Below are 20,382 nucleotides of genomic sequence, written 5' to 3' on the forward strand. Positions count from 1 at the left end.
ATGATGACAACGAATGGGTCTCAAAACCCTAGTAACAGTGTAAAGGTCCTTTGGGGAATATTACTTACAACTATAGCTCTTGTTCTTCTCTATTCAGGAGGCCTGCAGGCTCTGCAAAATACCATGATTATTGCAGCCCTTCCCTTTTCAATCGTTATGGCCTTAATGACGTTTAGTCTACTTAAAGCTCTTAACAAAGAAGCGAAAGAATATGGAATTGGAAAGTTGAAAAAACGAAAATAAAAATTCTTAACAAAAAAGCACATTAGCTAATTAATTAGCTAATGTGCTTTTTTGAATTGTAAGAGTAATCTTGAATGTGGAATCTTCTGTAAGAACATCTTTAATGGACTTTTTTATAGCTCTTTTATTCAATAACACACACTTTCCCATTTACTTGTTCTTATGTTGTTAACGTTTGTTCAGATAATTATCCAATATATATAATTAGAGCCCTAAATCAACATATAGAATGCTAATAATTTAACAATTGCTTTATTTTTCAATTTTATTACTATCCGTTTTTGAACCTGTCCTTTAATATCTGATCTTTTAAGGGGATAAAACTCTTCATAACTATTTCAAAAGTGATAAGCAGTAGAGTAAATTTCATAATTATATTTTCTTGAGTTGGATAAACGACACGCATCACTGTTCCTAACTCTGCGATAATAAATTAAGAGTTAAAAGGGAAATTTACTTAGTATGGCTATCACTTTTTATTCTAAGAATTACTTAATATAATGTAGTATCTTTTTGGGTTTGATTTACTGACGTATAATCTCGTTTTCCAGGTTTTACAAACATCATAGATACCATTCCGACTATCACAGCAATAGCAGCAGCAGTAAACATAGCATTATATCCGTGAGATGCAACGAGACTGCCTGTTAACGTCGGTGCAATAATAGTAGCTAAATTTGCAATAAAGTGAGTTACCCCACCAAAAGTTCCTGCTTTATTTGGCTCTGTATCAAGAATAACTGTCCAATATATAGAGTTTGGTAGGTAATTAAATGCGTTACCTATACACATTAATGAAAGTACTGCTGTAGCACTTTCAACTGTTGGAATTAACATAAAACAAATAGCTGTACAAAACAAGCAAACTACCGTAAACCAAGATCTAGCTATACGCAAATTTCCGGTTTTTTCACGTAACTTATCTGAAATTTTGCCACCTAACAGCCCCGTAATAATGGCTCCTATCCATGGAATCATACCTATATATGAAAGAGACGCCAAGGAATAATTAAATTCATCCTGTAAATATTTTGGGGTCCAAGTAAGTAATAAGATATTCACATATAAAAATGCAAAATACCCGATAGCATTCATTGTTAAAGTAGAGTTTTTAAAGAAATAATACCATGGTACGTTGTTTGTTATTGTTTCTTCTAATTTTATTTCACCTTCTATTAAGTCATTTGTACTGCGAATTTTCTGAAGTTCAATTTTCGAGACCTTGGGATGATCTTCAGGTAAATTTGTAAATACTTTTCTCCATACTAATACCCAAATAAAACCTAATAATCCAAGAATAATAAATGTTACTTTCCAATTAGTGAATGTTAAAAGTCCTACTACAACGGGAGCAGTAATTAGTGCTCCAATAGGAGTACCGACTAAACCAAGTGCTACTGAGAAACCTTTTTCCTTTGGGGATACCCAATTTGCCATTGTTCTGTTCATTGTAGATAATGTAGGACCTTCAGCTAATCCAAATAAAACGCGAAATACCGCAAAACCTGCTAACGCCGAACCACCAAAAAATGTTGCACCTAAGTGACCAGCGAATATCGTTCCTATTTCAAAAATAGACCATGTAGTTCCCGCCAGAATCCACATAAATTTAGGTCCTCTCTTATCTGCTAAAGCACCACCAAATAGTGCTCCAAAAATATATCCGTATCCAAAATAACCTAGAATTGCTCCCCAACTTATGGGATCTAAATTGAATTCTTCTATAATCTCAGCTTGTGCGTATGATAGGGCACCTCTATCTATGTAATTTATAACTGTTATAATAACAATCATGAAGATAATAAAGTAACGATAATTATTTTTCATTAATTACCTCTCTCCTCACTCTCATAATCTAATTTTCTCTGCTGAGATAGAAATTTCATAATAAATTACTAAGTGTTTTTCCCTTTCAAAAAGATAGGAAAAAATAAATGATTATCATTTTATGTTTTTCTTACAAAGCTAATTGAAAACTTCGAGAATATATGAATTCCTGTTTTAATAGTGATGCTAGATTTATTACGCAAAGAATCTAAACATACCATATCTATTGCCTGTACTAAAGAATATGAGCCTGTAATGTATACGCATTCAAATAATTCATCTGTTCTTATTAGTTCTGTGTTTTTTGCTGGAACTTTAGGTATATAAGCACTATCAAGAACATCCATATCTACTGTCAGATACATAACGTCTACTTTTTTAGCTAAATCATCCAAAGCTCTTTCAACTGTAGCAGAAATTCCTTCTTTTCTTGAAATAAGGTCATATAGTTGACTTGCAATAGAGCCGCGAATTTTACATTTTATACCCATCCTCGGAAATGCGAGGCTTCAGCCGATTTTCTGATTCCGGCCATATATGCGGCTAAACGCATATCAACTTCATGGGTCTGGGACATTTGATAAATAGTTTCAAAGGAATTGATCATTACTTTTCGCAATTTTTCAGCTACTTGTTCCTCTGACCAATAATATCCTTGATTATTTTGAACCCATTCAAAGTACGAAACAGTCACACCACCTGCACTAGCTAGTATATCTGGCACAAGGAGGATACCTCTTTCATCTAAAATTTTGGTAGCTTCTAAGGTTGTAGGTCCATTTGCTGCTTCTACCACAATGGATGCATGAATGCGATCGGCATTTTCTAACGTAATTTGATTAGAAATGGCTGCTGGAACAAGAATTTCACATTCTTGCTCAAGTAATTCTTGATTTGTCATAACATTAGTAAATAAATTGGTTACAGTCCCAAAACTATCTCGTCGATCAAGTAAATAATCAATATCAAGCCCTGTTGGATCATAAAGAGCACCATGTGCATCTGAAATCCCAATCACTTTGGCCCCTGCTTCATGCATAAATTTAGCCAGAAAGCTTCCGGCATTCCCAAAGCCCTGAATCACAATGCGTGCCCCCTGTAATTTAATACCTTTTTTCTTGACGGCTTCTTCAATGCAAATTGTTACACCGCGCGCCGTTGCCGTTTCACGACCTTGTGATCCCCCTAATACAATCGGTTTTCCTGTAATAAATCCAGGAGAGTCAAATTCACGAAGGCGGCTGTACTCATCCATCATCCACGCCATAATTTGAGAGTTCGTATAAACATCAGGGGCTGGAATATCTTTTGTCGGACCAACGATTTGGCTAATGGCCCGAACATATCCGCGACTTAATCTCTCTAATTCCCCAAGTGACATGTTCCTTGGGTCGCAAATAATTCCTCCTTTTCCTCCTCCGTAAGGAAGATTAGCAATGCCACACTTTAAACTCATCCAAATAGACAAGGCTTTGACCTCTTCTTCATTTACTTCAGGATGAAATCGGACACCTCCCTTTGTAGGACCCACAGCATCGTTATGTTGAGAACGATAACCGGTAAAAATTTCAATGGAACCGTTATCCATTCGAACTGGGATACGCACCATTAAGGTTCTAATTGGTTCTTTTAATAATTCATACATCTTATTGTTATAGCCTAGCTTCCGAACCGCTTCTTTTATAATAAGTTGAGTTGAATTTAATAAATTTAATGTTCCACTTTGCTTATGGTCCAGCTCTTGAATTTGATCACTTTTAACAGGGGATTCCACTTTCATTTGTTACACCTCTTATGTTATAAGTTGTTTAAATTGATTGTTCTAAAGCATTATTTTTATAAAAAAAAGGCAATTGCTGGAACAATTGCTTTAATTTCTTATTATCAATCAATTTTATTTTCCAATCCATTACTTTGGATAAGGCAAGAAGAGGATGAGATATTTCTTCTTGCCTAACATATACTTTCAGATTAATCTTGATTGATATTCATCTTGGTCTTTTTTTCTCTTTACTGAATTGTCTATCGCTTTATCTAGAGCGTAAAATATAACCAGTTATAAACTGCAGCCATGCGTACACCCCAACCTTGACTGTTTCAGCAACTGGTGAATCTTTGCTAGGATCTAGACAAACAAAATCAATATGCTGAACAATTGGGTGCTTACCGATTTCTAGCAATGAATCAAACAGCTCAGTTGATGTCATACCGCCGGGGGTAGATGCTGGTACCCCTGGTGCAATGGAAATATCGAGTACATCCATGTCGACTGTAACATAAACAAGGTCAACTTTTGCTGACAATCGTTCAAGCGCTTCTTGAATGGTATTGATAAGACCCTTTCTGCGTGCTTGTTTTAATGTCACCACCTGAATCTGGTGTTTCTCGGCATAATCAATAAGTGGCTTTGCATTAAAATAACCATGCAAACCGATATTGATGACATCCTCTCCTTTAACAATATTGCTATCAATTAATTGGCGGATTGGCGTTCCATTTGCAGGACCTAGTTCCTCCGGATCCCGCACGTCAAGATGTGTGTCAAGTTGCAAAATTCCAATCGTTTTTTGCTTACAAACTTCTTTGATTCCTCGCACAGCACAAGCCGTTGTAGAATGATCACCGCCAATCATGCATGTGATAGTATGAGGATAGCGTGCCACAAGATGTGCTGATGTCTCTTGAATACGTTGATGTGATAAAGGGATATCTGTCGTATGCATTACAATATCCCCTGCATCCGCTACTTGTAGCGCTGTCAAATCGATATTTTCATCCAGGTTGTAAGTGGCATAGCTTTTCCACATTCTCCGAAATTCCGTTGGATACAGGGAAGCCCCAGACACACTAATTGATGATCTCGAAATTGGCGCTCCGTAAAGAATCAGGTCAGGCAGACCTCTTAGTTCATTAAGAGGCTGAATCCACTGATGAACATAAGCTGTTTCTTCTTTCGATGTATTCCAAGACCATTCAGGGGCTTGAAGCCATTTTTCACTCATCCTATCCCACCACCTTTACACCTTTTTTCCATACAGCCTTGACATGATTAACTCCGAATAAATATTGTAATTCTTGATAGTTTTTAACATCCCATAAGACAATATCTGCTTGCTTCCCTACTTCGATTGACCCAACTTTTTCCTGACGATTAATAGCACAAGCTGCATTATATGTTGCTGCTGTCAAGGCTTCTGCTGGAGTAAGTCTCATCGAAATACAAGCTAAATTCATAACGAGTGGCATAGAAGTCGTCGGTGATGACCCGGGATTGCAGTCAGTGGAAATAGCTACAGGTACACCTGCATCAATCATCTTTCTTCCGGCTGCAGCTTCTTCGCGCAAATATAATGCTGTAGCTGGTAATAAGCAAGCAATGGTCCCAGCTTTCGCCATAGCATGTATTCCTTCATCTGATGCTTTTAATAAATGCTCAGCCGAGATAGCTCCTACCTTTGCAGCCAACTCTGCTCCCCCATAAGGTTCAATTTCATCGGCATGTATTTTAGGCACTAGCCCATATTCTTTTCCGGCTTCTAGTATCCGTTTTGACTGCTCAGGGGTAAAAACACCTTTCTCACAAAAAACATCGTTAAACTCAGCCAAGTTTTCCTCAGCTACTATTGGCAGCATTTTATCAATTAAATAATCAACAAATTCATCTTCTTTTCCTTTAAATTCTGGAGGTACAGCGTGAGCTCCCATAAAAGTAGGGATAAGATCAATTGCGTGTTTTTGTTGCAATTCTTTCATTACACGCAATTGTTTAAGCTCAGTTTCCAGGTTCATGCCATAGCCGCTTTTACTTTCTACCATCGTAACTCCATGAGCAAGAAATGAATCGAGACGACTCATTGTTTGTTCGAGTAATTCTTCTTCTATTGCCTCTCGTGTCATACGGGCTGTTGCATGAATTCCTCCCCCTGCGTTCATAATGTCCATATATGTTGCACCTTCAAGGCGCATTTCAAACTCACGTTCACGACTCCCCCCGTACACAACATGTGTATGGGGATCCACAAGCCCAGGCGTGACTAAATGATTGGAAGCCTCCACAATGTCCGCTGTATGCAATTTCTCCGCATAGCGTTTTTCCAGTTCATTTGTTGTACCGACAGCCTGAATGATTCCATTCTCTATCCACAAACTACCATCTTCAATTAATCCAAGCTCTGACATAGCTTCTTGTGAGCGCGGACCTTTCCCTTCACCTGCAAGCGTAGCAAGCTGAGTCGCATGTTTAATCCAAATTGGTTTTGTCATTACTGATCAGTCCCTTTATCAAGCATTGGAATATTAATCCCTTTTTCACGAGCTGTTTTCTTTGCCAATTCATATCCCGCATCAGCGTGACGTACTACCCCCATACCTGGATCAGTTGTCAGCACTCGCTCAATGCGTTCTTCCGCTTCCTTCGTACCATCTGCCACAATAACTACTCCTGCGTGTAAAGAGTAGCCCATTCCGACGCCGCCTCCATGGTGTACGGAAACCCAAGTAGCACCACCCACTGCGTTTATCATCGCATTTAAAATTGGCCAGTCTGATACCACATCTGATCCGTCTTTCATGGCTTCTGTTTCACGATTTGGTGAAGCAACAGAGCCAGAATCTAAGTGGTCACGTCCAATCACAACTGGTGCTTTTAACTCGCCACTAGCCACCATATCATTTAGGATTTTTCCAAACCGAGCACGCTCTCCATAGCCCAACCAGCAAATACGGGAAGGGAGACCTTGGAATTGAATTTTTTCCTGTGCCATACGAATCCAGTTACACAAATGTTCATTATCACTAAATTCACGTAAGATAGCCTGATCCGTTTTATAAATATCTTCAGGATCCCCTGACAATGCTACCCAACGAAAAGGACCTTTTCCTTCACAGAATTGCGGACGTATATAGGCTGGAACGAATCCAGGAAAGTCAAAGGCATTAGCTACGCCCTCATCTTTTGCAACCTGACGAATATTGTTACCATAATCGAACGTCACCGCACCTTTTTCCATCATCTCAAGCATTGCTTTCACATGTGTTGCCATCGATGCTTTTGAACGTTTCACGTACTCTTCAGGGTTAGATTTTCGCAATTCTGCTGCTTCTTCAAATGACATTCCTGAAGGAATATATCCATTCAATGGATCGTGCGCTGATGTTTGATCTGTTAATGCATCCGGGATAAAATTGCGTGCAATCATTTCCGGTAAAAGTTCAGAAGCATTGCCTAATAGACCGATTGATAAAGCTCTTCCTTCTTTTTTTGCTTCTTCAGCCAAACGGATTGCTTCATCCAGTGAATCCGTTTTTACATCTGTATAACGAGTCTCAATTCGTCGATCAATCCTTGTCTCATCAACATCAATACCAATGCAGACGCCACCATTCATCGTGACAGCAAGAGGCTGAGCTCCACCCATACCGCCAAGACCCGCCGTTACAGTGATAGTACCTTTGAGTGTATGATTGAAATGTTGTTTCGCAAGCTCTGCAAATGTTTCATACGTTCCTTGCACAATTCCTTGAGAACCAATATAAATCCAGCTACCTGCTGTCATTTGTCCATACATCATTAATCCTTTTTTATCAAGCTCATGAAATGTATCCCAATTTGCGTAAGCTGGTACAATATTCGAATTTGCAATCAGTACGCGTGGTGCATTCTGATGGGTTTTAAAGATAACTACTGGCTTTCCTGACTGAACAAGTAGGGTTTCATCCTCTTCTAATTTTTTCAAAGATTGAACAATTGCATCAAATGATTCCCAATTTCGGGCAGCCTTCCCGATTCCCCCGTATACAACAAGTTCCTCTGGATGCTCAGCCACATCAGGATCTAAATTATTCATTAACATCCGAAGTACAGCCTCTTGTTGCCATCCTTTTGTATGTAATTCAGTACCTTCATAACGTATCACCTTGTTTTTTGTAAACGCATTCATTTTTCTTACCTCCTTATTTGCTTATATTCAGTTTATAGTAAAAATTCTAATATTTTATTATAATTTGATGATTTTCTTATAAAATATTTCTAAGTAATTCTTTTTAATTCTCGTTTTTATAAATGGTTTCAAAATATATTTACTTATAAACCAATTAAAAACGATTCAGTATATACTGAATCGTTTTTTATAATCCAGATCGGTAAGCTGATGGGATACATGCCTCAATCTGTTTGAATTTAGTATTAAAATAAGTTTGGTGAGAATAACCGGTTAATCGTGCCACTTCCTCCAATGATAAATCCGTTTCTCGCAATAGCCGTTTAGCCTCTCGAATCCGTACACCATGCAACGTCTTGCGAAAAGACTGGCCGGATTCCGCTGCAAAGCGACGACTTAGAGTACTCTTATTGATACGAAGTGCATCAGCACATGCCGCTAAATTCCACTGAGCATCCCAATAGTTAGACTCAATCAACTCTTTTGCTTTCTCAACCAGTGTTCGTGACCCTTCCTGCATTTGCTCCTGATTCTGCTGAAGCAAACGGGTTATAAACATAAGCAACCCTTGGATAATTTGATAAATGACTGGCTTATGGACAATTTGTTGAAAAACTTCATGATAGAATGTTTCCCAGTCTGCACTTTGGAGATTGTGTGACTTCATATATCGACGAATCTGCGCGAGCACACTCGTAAGACGAACACGCACGTTTTCTGGATCAGGATATGGCTGCTGAAAGGTTAAAAATTCACGTTCCACCCAATCCCGAATGGCTTTTATATCTCTTTTTTCAAGCATTTCAATCCACTGACGTTGTTCCAACGGAGTAAGGAAGGGGTCCATTTCCTGAGGAATCATTTGTTCATTTTCCACTAAAACGATATCATACCCTTCGAAAAAAACTAGCCTTGTTAACTGACGTATTTGCTGATAGGCTTTTTTTAATGAATCACCTGAGGAAGTTTCCTTAATTACAATAGTAAGGGGTTCATTCATAAGGTCTTTCCAATATGCAAGAAAGGCGTGGTATTCTTCCTTGAGCACTTCAATCCCTTGGGTTTCCCGTATGCATACAATAAAATCCGATAGAGCAAAGATCCGATGCTTTCCGGTAAAAGAATAACGTTGCAATGCATCGTATACTAATGGAAGTGTTTCTGGATGGGGAGTTAAAAGGGCAACCATTGTTATCGGACTAACGAGTTTTCGCTCTGTCAGGAAAAGGTCAGGATAATCGATGGGAAGCGAACCGCCTTCTTCTGTTGCCCTATTCTCAAAGTAACGACGATCATTTCGCAACTGATAGCGCAGTTGTTGAATATGTTTGATTAGATCTGACGGAGAAAACGGCCGGAATAAAACATCTTCTGCACGAAAACGGAGCGCACGATAAGCAGTTTGGAAGATTCGCTCAGATGAAATCCCTAACCAGCGAATTCTATTTTGTTGCATCATCTTACCTAATTGTTCACTCTCATCCTTCCACCCGTCCATATCCAGAATAACAAGCTCAGGCTTCTGCTTTTTTATACCACTTCCAAATTCCTCCATTGTATTCCACGGAACCAATCGAACTCCAGTAAAATGAGACTCTACCAACCACCGAATTCCTTGAGCTTCTAACTCATCTTTTGCTATTAAATGAATTTCCATGCTGTTACACCTTCTTTTTTGCCCTTTTCTTTCATCATAGCAAATATACATGTATATTGAACTCATTTTATATTTCTAGAGAATAATTAATATAGGTCCTTCCCGTTTTTATAAATAAGAAGACAGGAGATATGATATATTTACATGAATAAACACAAGGTTTGACACTGAACCGGTCATAACTAAGCGGTGTATCTATGAAATACAAGATTATACTTTTTAATGTTGGTGACTCATTGTTTGACTTCAGTATCTAGAAAAAAAGACCTATATAAAATCTTTATAAAATTCAGGTTTTTCATAGGATTAATGGATTATGAAGTCAGCTATCAAGAAATTAGGAAGGTTTTATGAGAAAAATCAAATGGTAGAATTATTACTTTATCAAAACTAGTGATAGAGAAGTTTAAAACAGACTACCTTAAAAAATACATTTTTTAAGGTAGTCCATTTTCTATGAAACTCCTATTCAAAGTAAAAGAGATACTCATTCTTTTTTTATTGTGATAGCGTTGATAACCAAACAGACAGATCTGTTTTGAAATATGTGTTTGTTTTGATTAAAGCACCATTGCAGCAAAAATACCGAAAATCATCAAAGGGATGCCAAAATGTAAAAAGGTTGGCACACATGTGTCCCAGATATGATGGTGCTTTCCATCTGCGTTCAGTCCTATTGTTGGGCCAAGAGTACTGTCTGACACTGGTGAGCCTGCATCCCCAAGTGAACTAGCAGTACCGATTAATGCGGCAGTCGCCAATGGAGAAAAACCTACTGTTGTGCAGATTGGAACAAATAAGGCAGCAATAAGGGGAATTGTTCCAAACGAAGAACCAATGCCCATTGTAATTAACAGACCAACCGTAATCATTGCGATGGCAACGATTATTTTATTATCTCCTAGTATTCCTATTGTGGACTGCACCAGGTCCTCAACAGCGCCGGTCTCTTTTAAAATCGTCGCATACCCTGAAGCAATTAACAATACGAATGAAATCATCCCCATCATCATAATCCCTTCATTTACAATTCTTTCTCCTTCTTTAAACGGGACAATAGTAAACAAAAACATAAGAATAATTCCTGTCAGTGCTCCTAGAACAAGTGAGCCTGTCACAAGTTGTATGATAAAGGCACCTATAATCGCAATAATAGTAAGGAAATGACACCATGTAAATGACAATTTCGTCTCTTCTGTTGCCGCCACCTCGCTAATAGCATCCTGTTTGTCATCAAGTAGCTCACGATCTTTGCGATAAGAAATAAAAATTGCAATGAACAACCCTGCAATCATTCCAAGACTTGGTATGAACATTGCATATGTAACAGATGGAAGAGCAATGTCTACGCCGCTCGCTTTCATTTCATCCGTAATAATCCCATGGTAGATCAAACCGAATCCAGCTGGAATCATCATATACGGTGCCTTTAATCCAAAAGTTAATGCCACAGCGATGCCTCTACGATCGACCTTCATTTTATCAAATAAGTGAAGCAAAGGAGGAATTAAAATCGGGATAAACGCAATGTGTATCGGAACAGCATTTTGGGATAAACAAGCGATTCCGGCAATCGTCAGCAACATAATTGAACGTTTTCTTTTTAAAACGCTTACAATTTTTTTTACAAGAAATCCTGTAATTCCCGAATAACTAACCATAACGGCAAATATCCCAAGCAGAACATAACTTAATGCCGTGTTTGCTTGTCCTCCCATTCCGGATATAAGCATATTCATCGTTTCAGTTAGAGTCAAACCTTCCATTAAACCAGCAACACCAGCAGCTATTAGAAGGGCCAGCATCACATTGATACGAAGAAGACTTAATATGGTCATAACAATAACTGAAATTACTACCGCATTGAACATCAGATCACCCTTTCAGTTTTGGAGGTGTTTATTATTTAAAGTTAAAAATATGAAAATTGAATTTTCTAATTATTTTTAAAATCTTAAAAAATAGGAACTGCACGTCTTCGGTGTATCAAACATAAACACCGAGCGACGCTGTTCCCTTGATATCTTACTTTCCTGACATGTTAGCTCTTATTTATAATCACTTTGTTTAACTTGATGTTTAGATGCTTACTTTTTTCATGTTAAACCCTTTCCTCAACGATTGCTCCCTTTTCAAACTTTTTAATCTCGTCAATTGAAAAGGCATTTCTCATCCAGTTTTCAGCCTCTACGATATCGTTTGAAAATACTCGGTCCTTCTCGATGAACGGAATTCGCTTACGACCTTCCTCTAGCACGCTTTTCGTCGCTGGTGCCATACCATCTGCACCTCTAATTTCGACTGCCTGCATCGCACAGATAGATTCGATTGCAAGTACCCGTCTCGTATTAGAGACAATTTGATAGGCATGCCTTGAACCAATAGTTCCCATGCTGACATGATCTTCTTGGTTTGCTGAAGACGGAATCGAATCAACACTTGCCGGATGGGCGAGTGTTTTATTTTCTGACACGAGTGAAGCCGCGCAATATTGCATAATCATCGCTCCTGACTGAAGTCCCGGCTCAGGGCTTAAAAATGGCGGTAAATCATTCAGTTGCGGGTTTACAAGTCGCTCAATTCGACGCTCAGAAATGTTGGCCAATTCAGCAATCGCAATACCGAGAAAGTCCATCGCCAAGGCAATTGGCTGACCGTGGAAGTTCCCACCAGAAATCACCTTTTTTCCTCCATCAAAAATCAACGGATTATCTGTTGCCGCATTCATTTCAATTTCTAGTTTTTCTTTTACATAGTTCAGCGTTTGCCACGTTGCTCCGTGAACTTGGGGAATACAACGAAGCGAATAGGCATCTTGCACGCGTATTTCCCCTTGCTTTGTTGTTAATTTGCTGCCTTCCAAAAGTCCCCGCATCCGTTTGGCAACTGTAATTTGTTCTGGATAACCACGTACAATATGAACATCCTCATCAAACGCATCAATAATACCTTTTAAACCTTCAATTGTCATCGCCGCAATCGCTTCCGATTGATAAGCGAGCTTTTCTGCTTCCAAATACGTCAACACACCCATTGCCGTCATCGCTTGCGTTCCATTGATTAATGCCAATCCCTCTTTTGCAGTAAGAGTAATCGGGAAAATACCTTCTGTCGTCATTGCTTCAAGGGCATTCGTCCGATTACCTTTATAAAATACTTCTCCTTCACCAAGAAGAGGGAGAACAAGATGGGATAATGGTGCTAAATCACCGCTTGCCCCAAGAGAACCTTGTTGTGGAATAACCGGATGAATACCTGTATTCACAAACTTAAGCAACTGTTCTATTACAACTTTTCTTACTCCCGAAAACCCTTTTAACAAGGCATTTGCTCTTAGTACTAACATTGCTCTTGAAACAAGTTCTGGAAATGGATCTCCAACCCCGCAGGCGTGGGAGTGAATCAAATTCAATTGTAATGCTTCGACATCTTTTGGATTAATCAATACATCACTGAACTTTCCAAACCCAGTTGTTATCCCATAAACCACCCGGTTTTCTTTAACGATTTGTTCCACCGCTTTACGGCTTTCTTCAACGCGCTTCCAACTATCGTCCGAAGCAGTCACTTTTTCATAGTTAAAAAGAATATTGCTCATTTCTTTTAATGTAAGAGAATTTCCTGTCAATACTATCATGACGCCACCTTCTTTCTTTATACTTTACTCTACTGAAGCAAAAAGAAAATAGGGAACCATACTAAAGAAATCATGTGATTTCTCCAGTACAGCCCCCTATTCACTAAATGCTCTGGGCTAAAAACTAATAAGCTATTTAAATGTGATTAATCCCAAGACCTAACGTCTCGTGTTCTAATCCTTTAATTGGTGCCCCAATCGTTCCATAGATTGCGACAGCCAACCACTCTCCCTCCGTTTCATCCTCATAAGGATTACCACGTACAACGGCAAAGCGTAATCCAACGGTCCGCATAACCGAACCTAATTGCATTTGTCCCCGAGTAATACCGTAAAGCGCTTCCATAATTGCGTGATATAGAGAATGGGTTTCTCGGTAAACATTATCTTTAATAATTCCTTGCTGCTTGGCAGCAGTTTCTATAGCTGCGACAACTTTTTGCGATTCCATTGAACCTACTTTCCCACTACAACTTTTCCAGTTCAGTTGATTCGTAATCTGTTCCTGTTCGCTCCGATCGTCCGTCAGTACAAGCAAAGTAGCATGACGTCCAATACGATGTTCTTTTTTTAATGCCATAAGCTACAACTCACTATTCCTATTTATCTACTTTACTAATGACTAATCTCTATTTGCATCATAGAGCAAATTCTTAGGGGTGTCAATAAATAATTTTTTGAATTATCCCTTTGTTCCGTTAATCAATAACGAAGAACACTTATTACAAAATGAGGTGCCCTCAGTAAAAAGTTGTCCTATAAAATAAAAAAGAGAAGCACTTTACGAAAACACTATTTCCTAAATTCCACCGCGCTCACCTTCCAGTATTAGGGAATTATATAATGTTCAGATGTTATGAGAAATTCCTTTTAACATATGCTTTAATTTCAAAATTGCTACGCTCTTTTTTCATTGGTACAGTTGCGACAATGGTATGCAGTACATTTTTGCAAAATTCAGCAATACATGATTATCCATTCTTATTTTACATAATACTGAAAACCAATAGATAAAAAATAGAATTTAAACTCTTCTCTAGTTGATCTGTTTCTCAAATCCAAATTCATCTATCTGGAAAAAATTCAGACCATTAGTGAGCCGCGAAAACCTCTTGCAGCATAATAGGATTCTGCTCCATTGTGATAGACGAAGACGTGACCATAGCGACGATCGCAGAAAAGTGCACCGCCAAGTTCTCTAATATCAGTGGGTGTTTGCACCCAACTCGACGTTTTCTTATCGAAGTTTTCAAGTTCCTGCAACGCTCGGTATTGCTCTTCAGTCAAAAGTTCTATGCCCATAGAAGCTGCCATATCAATCGCGTTATTTTCAGGCTTATGTTTTTTCCTTGACTCTAGCGCTTCCCGGTCGTAACAAACACTTCTACGGCCTTTAGGACTTTCCACTGAACAGTCAAAAAAAATGTATTCGTCCTTCTTTTTATCATAACCAACAACATCTGGTTCTCCGCCAGTTCTTTCCATTTCATTAAGTGACCAAATTTTTTCAGTATTCTCATCCAGCTTTGCTTGGATTTTAGCCCATTCAATACCTTTATGGCGGTTCATGTTTTTCTCAAAACGGTCTTTCAATACTGTGAGTAATTCTGCAGTTTGTTCTTGTGACAATCCCTTTTTATCAATGATTTCATTCCTCTTTGTCATGTTAGTTCCCCCTCATTATTTTTATTCCTAATGGATTAAATACAATTTTCTTTTAATAATATACAAGACCAAGATCTAATTTCCTCTATTTGGCGACATAATAAGGACTATAATGATCAATAATTTCGTGTGTCTCAGGATTAATGTTGCTCTGAATCTTAAAAATGGATGTGCCAGAAAATAATCAAAAAGCTATGTAAGGGCGCCATTAGATCATCGAACACCATATCAGGATACATCTAGAATCCTGTTTGGGATTCTAATAATCACTCTCATAACCTATTAATAAGAATTTAAAATAGTGGTAAGCAAAGAAGCCCCTAGTGCTTGAAGCACTAGGAAGATAACCTTTAGATATGAATATATCATCGGTATGTTTGAGTGTGTAACGTATACTTATTGATTTTCTCCCTGTTTGGTTTATAGCCAATTCCTGGTGAAGTTGGGACCAAAATTATTCCATTTTCAACAGTGACTTCAGGCTCAATGATGTCTTCGGCCCAATAGAGCGATGATGCAGCAGTATCACCAGGCAAAACAAAATTTGGCAGTGAAGTAATCGCAATATTGTGCGCCCTACCAATACCAGTCTCTAGCATTCCTCCACACCAAAGTGGAATCCCATGTTCTTGGCACAAATCATGGATTTTCTTGGATTGCGTTAGACCTCCGACACGACCAATTTTAATATTAATGATCTTACAGCTCCCTAATTTAATAGCTTTCCTGGCATCCTCTAGTGAATGAATACTTTCATCCAAACAAATAGGGGTTTTTAACATCGCCTGCAGATCCGCATGATCAATGATATCATTATAGGACAGTGGCTGCTCAATCATCATTAAATCATAGTCATCCAAAGCAGCTAACCTTTTCACGTCCCTAATTGTATATGCTGAATTTGCATCTGCCATTAGAGGAATATTAGGATACACTTTACGCACACTATCAATTAGTTCAACATCCCAGCCTGGTTTAATCTTTAATTTGAATCGTTTATATCCTTCCTCAAGACGTGATTCAATTATATCAAGTGTCTGTTCAATTGAGTTCTGGATTCCGATACTCACGCCCACTTCTATTTCAATTTTATTTCCCCCTAAAGCCTTTGAAAGAGAAACATGTTGCTTTCTCGCGTACAAATCCCAAACGGCCCCTTCTAAAGCTGCTTTAGCCATATAGTTACCTCGAATATGATTAAAATACTTCTCCGAGAGTTCATCAGGGTGCCTTATTTCATTTTTCAATAAAATAGGAATTAAATAGTCTTCAAGAATATGCCAGTTTGTTTTTAAGGTTTCCTCACTATACAGGGGATCTAGCATAGCAACCGATTCTGCCCATCCAGAAATACCATCTTCACTTATAACCTCAATAAGAATAAGTTCTCTATCATATTCTGTTCCAAAGCTGGTTGTAAAAGCATGCAACAAGTCTAGCTTCAAATGTCGCAAAATTACTTCTTTTATTCTCATTTATCCCATTCCCCTCTTCTCCTATAGCTATCTATTACTTCTTGGAAAACACATAAAATTGAACAGACATTTCTTCCTCAGAATTTCTAATAAAATCCGTCACCTGCCAGCCTTGCTTCATTAGCTTGCTAAAAATTTCCCTTGTTACTAATCGCCATTTTCTTGCCGCTTCCATATTGCCCTCTTTTAAAGCTTTAAAGTCCTTGGGAATGGCTATAAAGGCTTTGGTATATTCCTGTTCAGGTAAAGGAAGGCTGAAAGAAGGAATAGGTAATCCTTTTTCATCAACTTTCCACTGAATTAGTGATTTCTCTTGTACAAACTCTATATCGGTTTCTTTCCATTGATGGCTCTTTTCTTTCCTTTGAAGAACAGGCCACTCAACGAGAAAACGATCTGAAGGAATCCCATTATTTAAAAGGTCATCCATCTCTCCGTAACAATTTTCCATATAAGTGGTACAGGTGCCTCCAAGCTTGGTGATATTTAAATAAGCATTAATACTTTCTAATGGATCATATGTCCAAGTAATATGGGAATAGCCGAGCTTGATTGCTTCTTTACGCTGCGCTTGCTTTAGCTTTTCGCCAATTCCATTGTTGCGAAACGTTTTATCAATGCCTAGCATATGAGAACAAAGGTACACGGATTGCCCATTGAATCCTGGAAAACTATATTGAAATCCAACCAGCTTTCCATTACAGTATGCGCCTAACATTATTCCTCCATTTTTTACGACTGTTACTGTCTGATGCGTAGGAGTAGAGTCATGCTCTCCCCAAATATTTGATTCCAACTTTTTTACATCTTCGAGCTCTTGAATTGTATGAAGAGAGCGAATTTCAATTTCTTGTGTATTCATCATGATCAACCTCCATAAAATATTTATTTCTGATTGAAATTAGCTTCCTGCAGATGTGTGGGTACTAAAAAGATCCTGTGACTGGAATAAAAGCGGCCATTTCACCTCAACTTGTCATTAAAAAATACAGTATAATTCCAGCAATGAGATAAGCAATTGCTGCACCACCAGGTCCAGCTGTATTAATAATGGAGCCACTAGCTAAAAATAAGCCTGTTCCAATGGTTCCCCCGATTGCAATCATAGATAGGTGTCTTGTTTTTAGCTTTCTCTTCAAATGTGTTTCATTCGAACCCGTTTGTATGTTGCTTTTATTATTAGACAAGGGAGTTTGCATATAACACCTCTTTTTTTACCTTTTATAAGTGTTATTCTTCCGAAGCTAATAGTATTGTTCGGGTCAATATTTTTGTACCATAATGAAGGGCTTCTAAGTTAAACTCCATCTGTGGATGATGAAGTCCAGGTTCTAGCCCACACCCTAGTCCAATCATGGTCGCTGAAACTCCTTGATTCTTAGCGGTATAAAAATGGAAATCCTCACCTCCATGGGAAATGCAGACTGGAATGATGTTTTCCTTGCCGAGAACACGGGCTATAGCACTTTCGGTTATTTTGATAGCGTTCTTATTAGTGACTGCCGCAGGAACAAATTCTTTCATACAACTAGATATAGCTACACCTGTTTGTTGCTTTGTTTGCTCAAAAATCTCATTTACATAATCATTGAGTTTATTCATAACCTCATTTGTTTGTGCTCGTACATCAATAGAGAACGACGCCGTTTCTGGAATAATGTTTGATGCTTTATTTTCTGTTTGAAGTTGGGTCATTTTAATAGAGTAGGGAGTTTCATTTGATAAATATAAATAAATCTGCTGCAACTTTTGAACAAGTAAAGCTGCTGCCTCAATCACATTGATCCCCTCTTCTGGACGGGAGGCATGAGCCTGCATCCCTTTAATCGTTCCTCTTATCGTTCCAGCAGCCCCGTGGACAATGACTGGGGAAGCTTTTCCGTAAGGTACTTCTTTATGGGGGCGTAAGTGCAGCCCAAATAAGTATGTAACGTCTTCTAAAGCGCCGTCTTCTATCATTTTAAGAGCACCTTCACCCTTTTCCTCCGCAGGCTGGAATATGAAACGGAGAGTATGCTTAGGTTGACTACCACTTCGAGAGATGGCTAAGGCTGTATATAAAACCATTGTGCTGTGAGCATCATGTCCACATGAATGATTAGGTTTCAACTCCCCATCTACTTCTTGAAGAAGTGCATCCATATCAGCCCTTAAGGCAACAACGCTATTCAGCCGCCCAGGTATTTCAGCAACAATTCCATAATGCTCTTGAAATGTTCTCACTTTTAATCCAGCCTCTTTCAAAGACTTCAATAGGTAATCTGATGTTTTTTTCTCTTGCCAGCTAGGCTCTGCCAAAGAATGAAGTTCACGGTACGTCTTTATTATGAAATCTCTATGATTATCAATATATTTAATTGGATTTATCATAAATACTCCTTTCTATTCGACAAATACTTCATAATTCGAATACAGTTTTTCTAATTTTTGTTGATGTATCTGGATTCGTTTTTTGTCTTTCTCATAAATACCAGCAATCACTAAGTCTAGTAAACTAATTACGGATGCAATGGAGTTCATGCCAGTTTCAACATTTTCTTCTGTTGTTAAAGTAATAGTAGAAATACGCCCAACAGGGGAAAGAAGACGATCTGTAACGGAAATTAGGCTAATTCCCTGTTCCCTCGTGCACTCTGCAATTTTTAACGTTTCCTTTGCATATCTTGGGAAAGAGAAAACAACAACAACAGATTTATCCGTAAGATTGGAAAACTTTTCGAAAAATTCCCCTGTTAGCGAGCATAAACTTACATTCCCTCTTATAGAACCTAGAGCATGGGAAAACCAATGGGCAGCCACATGAGAAATTCCATGACCCGTAATTAAAATTTGATCAGCCTCTATTAAAGTGTCGACTGTTCTCCAGATATTCTTGACACTCATTGGATCTAAAAGATGCCCTAAAATATGAATTTCTTTTTCAATTACTTTCGTAAATGTATCCTTCTCTTCCTTAGAGCGATTGATTACTTCTCTAGGGGGTATACTCATTTTATTTTGTTGAATCTGTTGTTTTTGAATTCTGGACTGTAGTTCACTAAAACCTTCAAACCCTAACGCATAAGAAAAACGAATTACTGTAGTCTCGCTAACTTCCGCCTCCCTTCCAATCTGATAAGCGGTTTGATAAGTGGCTTTATCAAGATTTCCAATCAAATAGGTAGCTACCTTCTTTTGTCCTGCAGATAATTGTGTAAACTTTTCTTTCACTAAATTCTCGAATAAAACCTGTTCCACTTACACTGATCCTTTCATTAATGAAGTTTATGCTTCATTTTTTATAAAAGATGCATCAAATGCACCAATTGGATATAATTTACCACAATTAAATTGAATTGTGAATGAAAATTATGATTATTATGATCTAAAATAAAAATAATTACATTAGACTTTAAATCAGACAGGGGTTTCTACTTCTTATATATTGCTACTAAGGGTTAGGAATTAAATGATTAACCTACCTCATATTAATTAGAATATAAATCAGAACCCTTAGCATAACTAAGGGTTCTAATCTGTTACTACATTTTATAGTATTCTTTCATCTACTTTTAGCCTTTAACCTATTTATGTTATACAGTGTTAAACTATAATTTGTTAACCATTCCGTAAAGAAATTAGAATTAGAAAACTTAACAAAAAATGTTCCCTCACCATTATCTTTAACATTTAATGATCATCCGTTCTGATCACAAATAATGAAGATCAATTGTAAATAAACAAGCCTAAAAAGTACGTGCCCAATCTCGTTTTAGAATGGAATCCTCTTTTTCGTCTATTTTTCATTCAACCGATGCTCCTCTTCTTTCGAGTAAACTCAAAAGACTTTCCCTTCTCAAAAACAAAATAAAAGGACGTCTTGAAGACGTCCTTCTAGGGATAGAGGGAGCTAATGTCCCATTTGCAGCAAAGTAAGTAACATTTAATGAATATCATTTG

The 20,382-nt window shown here is 37.9% G+C and carries 16 protein-coding genes and 1 pseudogene; 1 reads left to right on the plus strand and 16 read right to left on the minus strand.

Annotated elements, in window-relative coordinates; translation table 11 throughout:
- A partial coding sequence (locus B9N79_RS20375; RefSeq protein ID WP_085118847.1) for a BCCT family transporter occupies positions 1–243 on the plus strand: 243 nt, incomplete at its 5' end.
- Positions 244–735: 492 nt separating this feature from the next.
- Here the strand turns inward: B9N79_RS20375 and B9N79_RS20380 are convergent.
- From B9N79_RS20380 to B9N79_RS20455, 16 genes and pseudogenes are all read right to left on the minus strand, one after another.
- On the minus strand, positions 736–2,070 hold the full coding sequence (locus B9N79_RS20380) for an MFS transporter (protein ID WP_019392478.1): 1,335 nt from the start codon (positions 2,068–2,070) through the stop codon (positions 736–738).
- Between the two features lie 119 nt (positions 2,071–2,189).
- Positions 2,190–2,561 (minus strand): arginase family protein, encoded by a 372-nt coding sequence (locus B9N79_RS20385; protein WP_046217050.1) that lies wholly within the window; start codon positions 2,559–2,561, stop codon positions 2,190–2,192.
- Complete coding sequence (locus B9N79_RS20390) at positions 2,552–3,850, minus strand: Glu/Leu/Phe/Val family dehydrogenase (RefSeq protein WP_085118849.1); 1,299 nt, start codon at positions 3,848–3,850, stop codon at positions 2,552–2,554. Before B9N79_RS20390 ends, B9N79_RS20385 begins: the two co-directional genes overlap by 10 nt.
- A 250-nt stretch (positions 3,851–4,100) precedes the next feature.
- On the minus strand, positions 4,101–5,072 hold the full coding sequence (locus B9N79_RS20395) for an agmatinase family protein (protein WP_040057998.1): 972 nt from the start codon (positions 5,070–5,072) through the stop codon (positions 4,101–4,103).
- Position 5,073: 1 nt separating this feature from the next.
- Positions 5,074–6,333, minus strand: a complete 1,260-nt coding sequence (hutI, locus tag B9N79_RS20400; RefSeq protein WP_040057999.1) for an imidazolonepropionase — start codon at positions 6,331–6,333, stop codon at positions 5,074–5,076.
- Positions 6,333–8,009: a urocanate hydratase gene (gene hutU / locus B9N79_RS20405; RefSeq protein ID WP_085118851.1), complete on the minus strand. Its 1,677-nt coding sequence runs from the start codon at positions 8,007–8,009 to the stop codon at positions 6,333–6,335. The genes hutI and hutU overlap by 1 nt, the downstream gene beginning before the upstream one ends.
- Before the next feature lie 187 nt (positions 8,010–8,196).
- Positions 8,197–9,666, minus strand: a complete 1,470-nt coding sequence (locus B9N79_RS20410) for a response regulator transcription factor (RefSeq protein WP_040058001.1) — start codon at positions 9,664–9,666, stop codon at positions 8,197–8,199.
- Positions 9,667–10,226: 560 nt separating this feature from the next.
- Positions 10,227–11,537, minus strand: a complete 1,311-nt coding sequence (locus B9N79_RS20415; protein ID WP_085118854.1) for a Na+/H+ antiporter family protein — start codon at positions 11,535–11,537, stop codon at positions 10,227–10,229.
- A gap of 230 nt (positions 11,538–11,767) precedes the next feature.
- Positions 11,768–13,303, minus strand: coding sequence for a histidine ammonia-lyase (hutH, locus tag B9N79_RS20420; protein ID WP_019392469.1), 1,536 nt, complete (start codon positions 13,301–13,303; stop codon positions 11,768–11,770).
- A gap of 136 nt (positions 13,304–13,439) precedes the next feature.
- Positions 13,440–13,883 (minus strand): histidine utilization transcription antiterminator HutP, encoded by a 444-nt coding sequence (gene hutP / locus B9N79_RS20425; RefSeq protein ID WP_019392468.1) that lies wholly within the window; start codon positions 13,881–13,883, stop codon positions 13,440–13,442.
- Positions 13,884–14,386: 503 nt separating this feature from the next.
- Positions 14,387–14,968, minus strand: a complete 582-nt coding sequence (locus tag B9N79_RS20430; RefSeq protein ID WP_040058003.1) for a DUF4256 domain-containing protein — start codon at positions 14,966–14,968, stop codon at positions 14,387–14,389.
- A 365-nt stretch (positions 14,969–15,333) separates the two neighbouring features.
- A complete protein-coding gene (menC, locus tag B9N79_RS20435) occupies positions 15,334–16,443 on the minus strand; it encodes an o-succinylbenzoate synthase (RefSeq protein ID WP_040058004.1) in 1,110 nt (369 codons plus the stop codon).
- A gap of 34 nt (positions 16,444–16,477) precedes the next feature.
- Positions 16,478–17,308, minus strand: a complete 831-nt coding sequence (locus tag B9N79_RS20440) for a GNAT family N-acetyltransferase (RefSeq protein ID WP_231573127.1) — start codon at positions 17,306–17,308, stop codon at positions 16,478–16,480.
- Between the two features lie 106 nt (positions 17,309–17,414).
- Positions 17,415–17,642: pseudogene (locus tag B9N79_RS20445) on the minus strand (amino acid permease); the annotation flags it as partial.
- 31 nt (positions 17,643–17,673) lie between these two features.
- Positions 17,674–18,813: an amidohydrolase gene (locus B9N79_RS20450; protein ID WP_082023610.1), complete on the minus strand. Its 1,140-nt coding sequence runs from the start codon at positions 18,811–18,813 to the stop codon at positions 17,674–17,676.
- Positions 18,814–18,825: 12 nt separating this feature from the next.
- A complete protein-coding gene (locus tag B9N79_RS20455) occupies positions 18,826–19,680 on the minus strand; it encodes a MurR/RpiR family transcriptional regulator (RefSeq protein ID WP_019392462.1) in 855 nt (284 codons plus the stop codon).
- Positions 19,681–20,382 lie beyond the last annotated feature (702 nt).

The organism is Priestia filamentosa (assembly GCF_900177535.1).
GTDB lineage: Bacteria > Bacillota > Bacilli > Bacillales > Bacillaceae_H > Bacillus_I > Bacillus_I filamentosa.

Bases quoted from the DNA above. Each gene is read 5' to 3' on its own strand.
- hutP (WP_019392468.1), bottom strand. From the start codon at position 13,883: ATGGCATTAAAAAAAGAACATCGTATTGGACGTCATGCTACTTTGCTT.
- B9N79_RS20415 (WP_085118854.1), bottom strand. From the start codon at position 11,537: ATGTTCAATGCGGTAGTAATTTCAGTTATTGTTATGACCATATTAAGT.
- B9N79_RS20430 (WP_040058003.1), bottom strand. From the start codon at position 14,968: ATGACAAAGAGGAATGAAATCATTGATAAAAAGGGATTGTCACAAGAA.
- B9N79_RS20410 (WP_040058001.1), bottom strand. From the start codon at position 9,666: ATGGAAATTCATTTAATAGCAAAAGATGAGTTAGAAGCTCAAGGAATT.
- B9N79_RS20380 (WP_019392478.1), bottom strand. From the start codon at position 2,070: ATGAAAAATAATTATCGTTACTTTATTATCTTCATGATTGTTATTATA.
- hutI (WP_040057999.1), bottom strand. From the start codon at position 6,333: ATGACAAAACCAATTTGGATTAAACATGCGACTCAGCTTGCTACGCTT.
- B9N79_RS20450 (WP_082023610.1), bottom strand. From the start codon at position 18,813: ATGATAAATCCAATTAAATATATTGATAATCATAGAGATTTCATAATA.
- B9N79_RS20385 (WP_046217050.1), bottom strand. From the start codon at position 2,561: ATGGGTATAAAATGTAAAATTCGCGGCTCTATTGCAAGTCAACTATAT.
- menC (WP_040058004.1), bottom strand. From the start codon at position 16,443: ATGAGAATAAAAGAAGTAATTTTGCGACATTTGAAGCTAGACTTGTTG.
- B9N79_RS20395 (WP_040057998.1), bottom strand. From the start codon at position 5,072: ATGAGTGAAAAATGGCTTCAAGCCCCTGAATGGTCTTGGAATACATCG.
- hutH (WP_019392469.1), bottom strand. From the start codon at position 13,303: ATGATAGTATTGACAGGAAATTCTCTTACATTAAAAGAAATGAGCAAT.
- B9N79_RS20390 (WP_085118849.1), bottom strand. From the start codon at position 3,850: ATGAAAGTGGAATCCCCTGTTAAAAGTGATCAAATTCAAGAGCTGGAC.
- B9N79_RS20440 (WP_231573127.1), bottom strand. From the start codon at position 17,308: ATGATGAATACACAAGAAATTGAAATTCGCTCTCTTCATACAATTCAA.
- hutU (WP_085118851.1), bottom strand. From the start codon at position 8,009: ATGAATGCGTTTACAAAAAACAAGGTGATACGTTATGAAGGTACTGAA.